Genomic DNA, 6,617 nt, shown 5'->3' on the forward strand with positions numbered 1-6,617 from the left:
CACCCGACAAACGCACGACGACCCCGGTCCGCCACCTCACGCGGTGGCGGACCGGGGTCGTCGTGGACGGGGTCAGGCGTCGGACAGCGAGGCCACGACCTCCGAGGTGGCCTGGTGCAGGATCCCCATCATCTGGCGCACGTGGTCCTCCGTCATCGCCAGCGGCGGCACGATGACGATCGTGTCGCTGGGCGCGGAGTGGATGATCATGCCGAGCTCGCGGCACCGCGCGGTGATCCGGGTCGCCACGCCCAGGTCCCACGGGAACGGCTCGCGCGTCTCCTCGTCCTGCACCAGCTCGATCGCCGCGAGCATGCCGCACTGGCGGATGTCGCCGACGTGCGGGATCTCCCGGAACTTGGCCAGCTCGTCGGCCAGCACCACGGCCAGCTCGCGGCCGTGGGCGATCACGTCGTCCTTCTCGAACAGGTCGAGGCTGGCCAGCGCGACCGCGACCGCCATCGGGTTGCCCGAGTAGGTGTGGCCGGACAGCAGCATCTTGCCGTCGCCGCGGAACGCGTCGAACACCTCACCGGTCGCCATCGTGGCGGCCAGCGGCATGTAGCCGCCGGTGAGGCCCTTGCCCACGCACAGGATGTCCGGCTTCACGCCGTCGGCCTCGCAGGCGAACATCGGCCCGGTGCGGCCGAAGCCGGTGCCCAGCTCGTCGGCGATCAGCAGCACGCCGTGCTTGCGGGCGATCTCGGCGACCCGCGCCAGGTGCCCGTCACGCGCCACGACCATGCCGCTGACGTTCTGCACGCGCGGTTCGACGAGCACGGCCGCGATCTCGTGGCCCTCGCGCTCCAAGACCTCTTCCAGCGTGTCGGCGCACGCGAGCGAGCAGTTGTTGTTGCACAGCCCGCAGCGGTAGGCGTAAGGCTGCGCGAACGCGCTCGTCTCCCGCAGCAGCGGCTGGTAGAAGTTCTTCAGGATGGTCATCTGGCCGACCGACAGCGCGCCGACCGTGTCGCCGTGGAACGCGCCGGTCATCGACACGAACTTGTTGCGCTGCGGCTCGCCCTTGAAGACCCAGTACGAGAACGCCATCTTCATGGCCGTCTCGACCGCGCTGGACCCGCTCTCCAGGAACAGCACCCGCTCGATGCCCTCGGGGGCGAGGTGCACCAGCCGCGCCGCCAGCTCGGCCGCGCCGGGGTGGGTCATGCCGTACAGCGTGGTGTGGGCGATCTTGGTGGCCTGCGCGACGATCGCGTCGTTGAGCTCGCGGCGCTGGTGCCCGTGGATGTTCACGCCCAACGACGACCCGGCGTCGAGGTAGCGGTTCCCGTCGGAGTCGACCAGGTACACGCCCTCGCCGTGGTCGATCACCAGCGGCGTCGCCTTGAGGTAGTCGTCGGTCGGTGTGTAGGGGTGCCAGACGTGCTGCCGGTCCAGCGTCCGCAGGCGTTCGGTCTCGGTCATGTCCTTGTCCATGCGTCGCGCTCCGATGGTGGGATCGAGTTCGAGGCTCGGGCAATACCAACCGCTCCCGTGCGGTTCCGTCTGCGCAAGACTGCGCAGCACCGCCCGGCCCGCGACCCGCGCCGCGCCCGCAGGTGTCGGCTCCACGCCGGGATCCCGAGGTGATCACGCAGCAGACCGCCGCGCCGGCACCGGCCGCACACCGTCGGGTCCGCCGGCCGGAAGCCCGATCCGGACTCAGGCCGCCGACCGCCGTGCCGGTCCCGCCCGAGCACGACCGTTCGGCGACGGGCCGTGCCTCCCGGCGTCGTGGACACCCCGAGTGCTCAATGGTGAGCAGAGGACGAAGGAGACGTGTCGCGATGCTCTTGACGCGGTCGGGACGCCCCTGCCGCTGCTCTCGACGCCAGAAGGGGACGCCTCGTGACGACCTCCGAACACCTCGACCTCGTCTCGCCGCAGTCCCGGGCGAACGCCTACGCGACCTACGCGGGGCTGCGCGCGGAGGCACCGATCTCCAAGGTCCGGATGCCCACCGGGCAGGACGTCTGGATGATCACCCGCTACCAGGAGTGCGTCGACTTCCTCGGCGACTACCACCGCTTCAAGACCAGTCCGACCGTGCTGCCCGAGGGCGTGGAGATGCCCGCGCTGCCCGAGGCCGTGCTGCGGCTGCTGGGCGGCAGCATGGGCGCCATCGACCCGCCGGAGCACACCCGCCAGCGCCGGCTCGTCCAGTCGGCGTTCACGCCCCAGTACGTCGAACGGCTGCGGCCGGCCGTGCAGGCGATCGCCGACTCGCTGGTCGACGGTCTGCTGGCCGCCGACGAGCGGACCTTCGACCTGGTCGAGCAGTTCGCGATCCCGCTGCCGCTGACCGTCATGTCCGACATGCTGGGCATCCCGCGCGAGGACCGCGACCGGTTCCGGCTGTGGTCGGAGCTGCTGCTCTCGCTGGACCCGACCTCCGCGCAGTCCGCGCCGCAGGGCATGAACCCGGCCGAGGTGATGGCCGAGATCGAGAAGTTCGTCGGCTACCTCGACGCGCTGATCCAGGGCAAGCGCGCCAACCCCGGTGACGACCTGATCTCCGGCATGACCGCCGCCGAGGCCGACGGCGAGAAGATGACCGACGACGAGCTGCTCAAGATGGTGGCGCTGCTCGTGGTCGGCGGGCTGGGCACCACCCAGCACCTGATCGGCAACATGCTGCTCGCGCTGTTCCGCAGCCCCGACCAGCTCGCGCTGCTGCGGGAGAACCCGGACCTGGCGGCGTCCGCCGTCGAGGAGATGCTGCGCTACCACGGTTCCATCGAGATCAGCTTCCCGCGCTTCGCCGCCGAGGACACCGAGATCGCGGGCACCCCGATCCGGCGCGGCGAGATGGTGATCGCGGTGCTGGCCGCGGCCGACCGCGACCCCGAGCGGTTCCCGCTGCCGGACAAGCTCGACATCACCCGCGCGCAGAACCGGCACCTGGCGTTCGGCCGGGGCGCGCACATGTGCCTGGGCGCGCCGCTGGCCCGGGTGGAGGGCCAGGTCGCGCTGAACACGCTGCTGGCCCGGATGCCCGAGCTGCGCCCCGCGGTCGACCTGGACGACGTGGCGTGGCGGCCCGGCCTCACCCTGCGCGGCGTGGTCGACCTGCCGGTCACGTACTGACGCGCCCCCACCGGGGACGTCCGGCCGATCGGGACTCGCAGGGGTGTTCGGTCGGCCCGTCACCGGTCGCACACCCCCCGAGAAAGGAAGTTCCGTGACCGACGCGATCGTCGCCGAGGGCCTGCGCAAGCGGTTCGACAAGGTGACCGCGCTCGACGGGCTGGACATGGTGGTGCCGGAGGGCACCATCACCGGACTGCTCGGACCCAACGGCGCGGGCAAGAGCACCGCGGTGCGCCTGCTGACGACCCTGTTGACCCCGGACGAGGGCCGGGCGGAGGTGGCCGGGCTCGACGTCGTCACGCAGGCCGCCGAGGTCCGCCAGGCGATCAGCCTGTCCGGTCAGCACACCGCCGTGGACGCCAACCTGACCGGCTTCGAGAACCTGGAGATGCTCGGCGAGCTGCTGCACCTCGGGCGGCGCGGGGCGCGCGAGCGGGCCGACGAGCTGCTGGCGCGGTTCGACCTGGTGGAGGCGGCGGGCCGGCGGGCCAAGGAGTACTCCGGCGGGATGCGCCGCCGGCTGGACCTGGCCGCGTCGCTGATCCGCACGCCCCGGGTGCTGTTCCTCGACGAGCCGACCACCGGGCTGGACACCCGCAGCCGGATGGGCCTGTGGGACACCATCGGCGAGCTGGTGGCGGGCGGCACCACGCTGCTGCTGACCACCCAGTACCTGGAGGAGGCCGACCGGCTGGCCGACCAGATCGTGGTGGTCGACGGCGGCCGGGTGGTCGCCCGGGGCACCCCGCACGAGCTCAAGCGCCGGGTGTCCGGCGAGCGGCTGGAGATCACCCTCGCGCCGGGTGCCGACGCGGCCGTGGCCGAGCGGGCGCTGTCCGGTGTCGGGACCGGCGCGGTGACCGTGGACGACCTGGGCCGGCTGCTCAGCGTGCCCGTGGAGGACGGCATGGAGGCGCTGCTGGCCGGTGCGCAGGCGCTGCGCGCGGCGGGCGTCCCGGTGGTCGACGCGGCGGTGCGCACGCCGACCCTGGACGACGTCTTCCTCGCCCTCACCGACAAAGAGAAAGAGCACAGCGAATGAGCACCCTGGGCGTGGCGTTCCACGAGGGCGCCGTGGTGGCCAAGCGCAACCTGCGGATGATCGTGCGGGTCCCCGACCTGCTGGTGAACGCGGCCGTCGCGCCGATCATGATGACCCTGCTGTTCGGGTTCATCATCGGCGGCGCGATCGACCTCGACGGCGCGTCCTACCGGGAGTACCTGATGGACGGCATCTTCGTGCAGGCCGTGCTGTTCTCGGCGGTGAACACCGGCACGGTGATCGCCTCCGACATCACGACCGGCATCGTGGACCGCCTGCGGTCGATGCCGATCTCGCGCTCGGCGGTCCTGTTCGGCCGGACGTCGAGCGACGTGGTCAACAACCTGGTGGTGGTCCTGGTGACCGCCGTGCTCGGCCTGATCATCGGCTGGCGGGTGCGCACGTCGCTGGTGGACGCGCTGCTGGGCTTCGTGGTGCTGCTGGTGTTCGCCTACGCGCTGTCGTGGCTGATGGCCGTGGTGGGCCTGGCGATGCGGGCGCCGGAGGCGGTCAGCAGCGTCGGCTTCACCATCGCGATCCCGCTGGGCTTCCTGTCCAACGCCTACGTGCCGATCCACACCATGCCGGGCGTGATCCAGCCCATCGCGGAGTGGAACCCGATCTCGGCGGTGGTGCAGGCGCTGCGCGACCTGTTCGGCAACATGCCGGCGAGCGCGCCGCGCCCCGACGCCTGGCCGTTGCAGAACCCGGTCACGGCGTCGCTGCTGTGGATCGTGGTCCTGCTGGCCCTGTTCATCCCGCTGGCCATCCGCCAGTACTGGAAGGCCGTCGCCCGCTAGACCCGCGCAACGCAGGGAGCCCGACCGCCGCACCGGCGGTCGGGCTCCCTGCGTCGGCGGGCAGGATCGCGATGGCCGAGAGCGACCGTCGGATCGACAGCGACTTCCCGCTCCTGTCGCTGATCTGAGCGGGCACGGTCCTCGACGCGAAAACCCCCGCCTCGGCGAGGGTGAAGACACGGCGTTCGACGTGCGGCCTCCGACGCCGACCCGGACGAGTCGGCGTCGGAGCTGGTCGACCGCCTCTTGGGCGGCTGACGGCCCTCGCGCTCACTCCACCAGCACGCGGTCCGGGGCACGGCGGCGGGCGCGGGAGGAGCGGATCAGCGAGCGGACCCACAGCACGATCCCGCCGAAGTCGAGCAGGAACGTCAGCAGGGCGAACGCGAGGAGGTCGGCCCAGGTGAAGGTCCCGGTGACCGGCTCGCCCGAGAAGAACGCGACGACCCGGCCGCCGTAGAACAGCAGCAGCGGGATGGTCAGCCCGAACAGGGTGGCCAGCGACAGGACCCGGCCCAGCACCCACACCACCGAGAACACCCGGATCGCCCGCATCTCGCGCCGCTCGATGCCGGTCTGGTCGATCAGCGGCCGGCGGCGCACGCGGCGGACGAGGTTGCGCAGGTACACGCCCGTGTCGGCCATCAGGCTGCGGGTGTCGAGCGCGGTCGCGATCACGTAGTACAGGTCGGTGCGCAGGAAGACGAACGTCTGCCACAGCAACCGGATGAAGTAGGTGAACAGCACGCCGGCCAGCACCGTGCGCACCGGCGCGGCCAGGCCGAGCACGCCGGCCCGGTCGAGCCACACGACGATGAACAGCAGGGCCGCGCCGAGCACGTCCACGATCATCCCGGCGAGCAGGGCGAGGTAGCGGGCGCGCTTGGGCGCGAGCCAGATCCCGGACATGTCGGTCTGCGCGACGATCGCGTACATCTGGTTGCCGATGGTCATCCGGGCCGACACGCCGGCGGCGCGGGCCGCGACGACGTGGGCCAGCTCGTGCACGACCACGCCGATGGTGGCGATGGCGATCACGCCCCACAGGTAGGCCCAGAAGTGGTCGTGGAACATCAGGCTGGACGAGCCGGGCAGCGCCCGCGGGTCCAGGAACGCCAGCACGACGGCGGTCGCCACGACCAGGCCGGCCACGACCGCGACCGGCGCGGAGAACCAGCGCCGGGCCGCTCGCGGGGACAGCCCGTCGAGGTTCCACGCCCGCTTGGGCCGGCCGTCGCGGGCCTGCTCCAGCTCGGCGTCCTGGGGCGCGACGAAGCCCTCCCCCGCCAACTCCTCCAAAAACTCCTCCGCGTCGGGGCTCTCGCCGTGGCGCTCCTCGTAGCGGCGGACGGCCTCGGCCAGCGGCACGCCCTCGCGCAGCCACTCCAGCAGGTCGAGCCCCTCGGTCGGGATGGACAGGTAGACCTGGCGCTGGTCGTCGCCGATGACGGCGTGGTCGTCCTCGCGCCGGGAGGAGTACGGCCGGACCTGGACCGTCGCCTCCATGGGGAACCGGGACACCGGGATACCTCCTCACGGGGACGTGCGCGGACGGGAGGTGCGGCCCTCCCGTCCGCGCACGCGGTTTCAGGGTCAGACCGGCTGGTTCCCGCACGCCACGGAGGCGCTGGCCTTGACGGACTCCAGCTTGCGGACGACCAGCTTCTTCTTCGCCGCGGTCTTGT

General features: G+C 71.8%; 5 protein-coding genes. 3 read left to right on the top strand and 2 right to left on the bottom strand.

Features of this window, described 5'->3' with window-relative positions; genetic code table 11:
- Positions 1 to 72: 72 nt before the first annotated feature.
- The gene (gene bioA, locus BN6_RS22305; RefSeq protein ID WP_041313641.1) at positions 73 to 1,437 is read right to left on the bottom strand and encodes an adenosylmethionine--8-amino-7-oxononanoate transaminase; all 1,365 of its coding nucleotides are present in this window, start codon (positions 1,435 to 1,437) and stop codon (positions 73 to 75) included.
- Positions 1,438 to 1,848: 411 nt separating this feature from the next.
- On the opposite strand from bioA, the gene BN6_RS22310 reads away from it, so the two are divergent.
- The 3 genes from BN6_RS22310 (at position 1,849) to BN6_RS22320 (ending at position 4,932) form a co-directional block, all read left to right on the top strand.
- A complete protein-coding gene (locus BN6_RS22310) occupies positions 1,849 to 3,087 on the top strand; it encodes a cytochrome P450 family protein (protein WP_015102000.1) in 1,239 nt (412 codons plus the stop codon).
- Positions 3,088 to 3,181: 94 nt separating this feature from the next.
- Positions 3,182 to 4,132: a daunorubicin resistance protein DrrA family ABC transporter ATP-binding protein gene (locus tag BN6_RS22315; RefSeq protein WP_041313644.1), complete on the top strand. Its 951-nt coding sequence runs from the start codon at positions 3,182 to 3,184 to the stop codon at positions 4,130 to 4,132.
- Positions 4,129 to 4,932: an ABC transporter permease gene (locus tag BN6_RS22320; RefSeq protein ID WP_015102002.1), complete on the top strand. Its 804-nt coding sequence runs from the start codon at positions 4,129 to 4,131 to the stop codon at positions 4,930 to 4,932. Before BN6_RS22315 ends, BN6_RS22320 begins: the two co-directional genes overlap by 4 nt.
- A gap of 270 nt (positions 4,933 to 5,202) precedes the next feature.
- Here BN6_RS22320 and BN6_RS22325 read toward each other — a convergent pair whose 3' ends face one another.
- Positions 5,203 to 6,453 (bottom strand): zinc metalloprotease, encoded by a 1,251-nt coding sequence (locus tag BN6_RS22325; protein WP_015102003.1) that lies wholly within the window; start codon positions 6,451 to 6,453, stop codon positions 5,203 to 5,205.
- Positions 6,454 to 6,617: the final 164 nt, after the last annotated feature.

Source organism: Saccharothrix espanaensis DSM 44229 (assembly GCF_000328705.1).
Lineage (GTDB): Bacteria > Actinomycetota > Actinomycetes > Mycobacteriales > Pseudonocardiaceae > Actinosynnema > Actinosynnema espanaense.

Bases quoted from the DNA above. Each gene is read 5' to 3' on its own strand.
- bioA (WP_041313641.1), bottom strand. From the start codon at position 1,437: ATGGACAAGGACATGACCGAGACCGAACGCCTGCGGACGCTGGACCGG.
- BN6_RS22320 (WP_015102002.1), top strand. From the start codon at position 4,129: ATGAGCACCCTGGGCGTGGCGTTCCACGAGGGCGCCGTGGTGGCCAAG.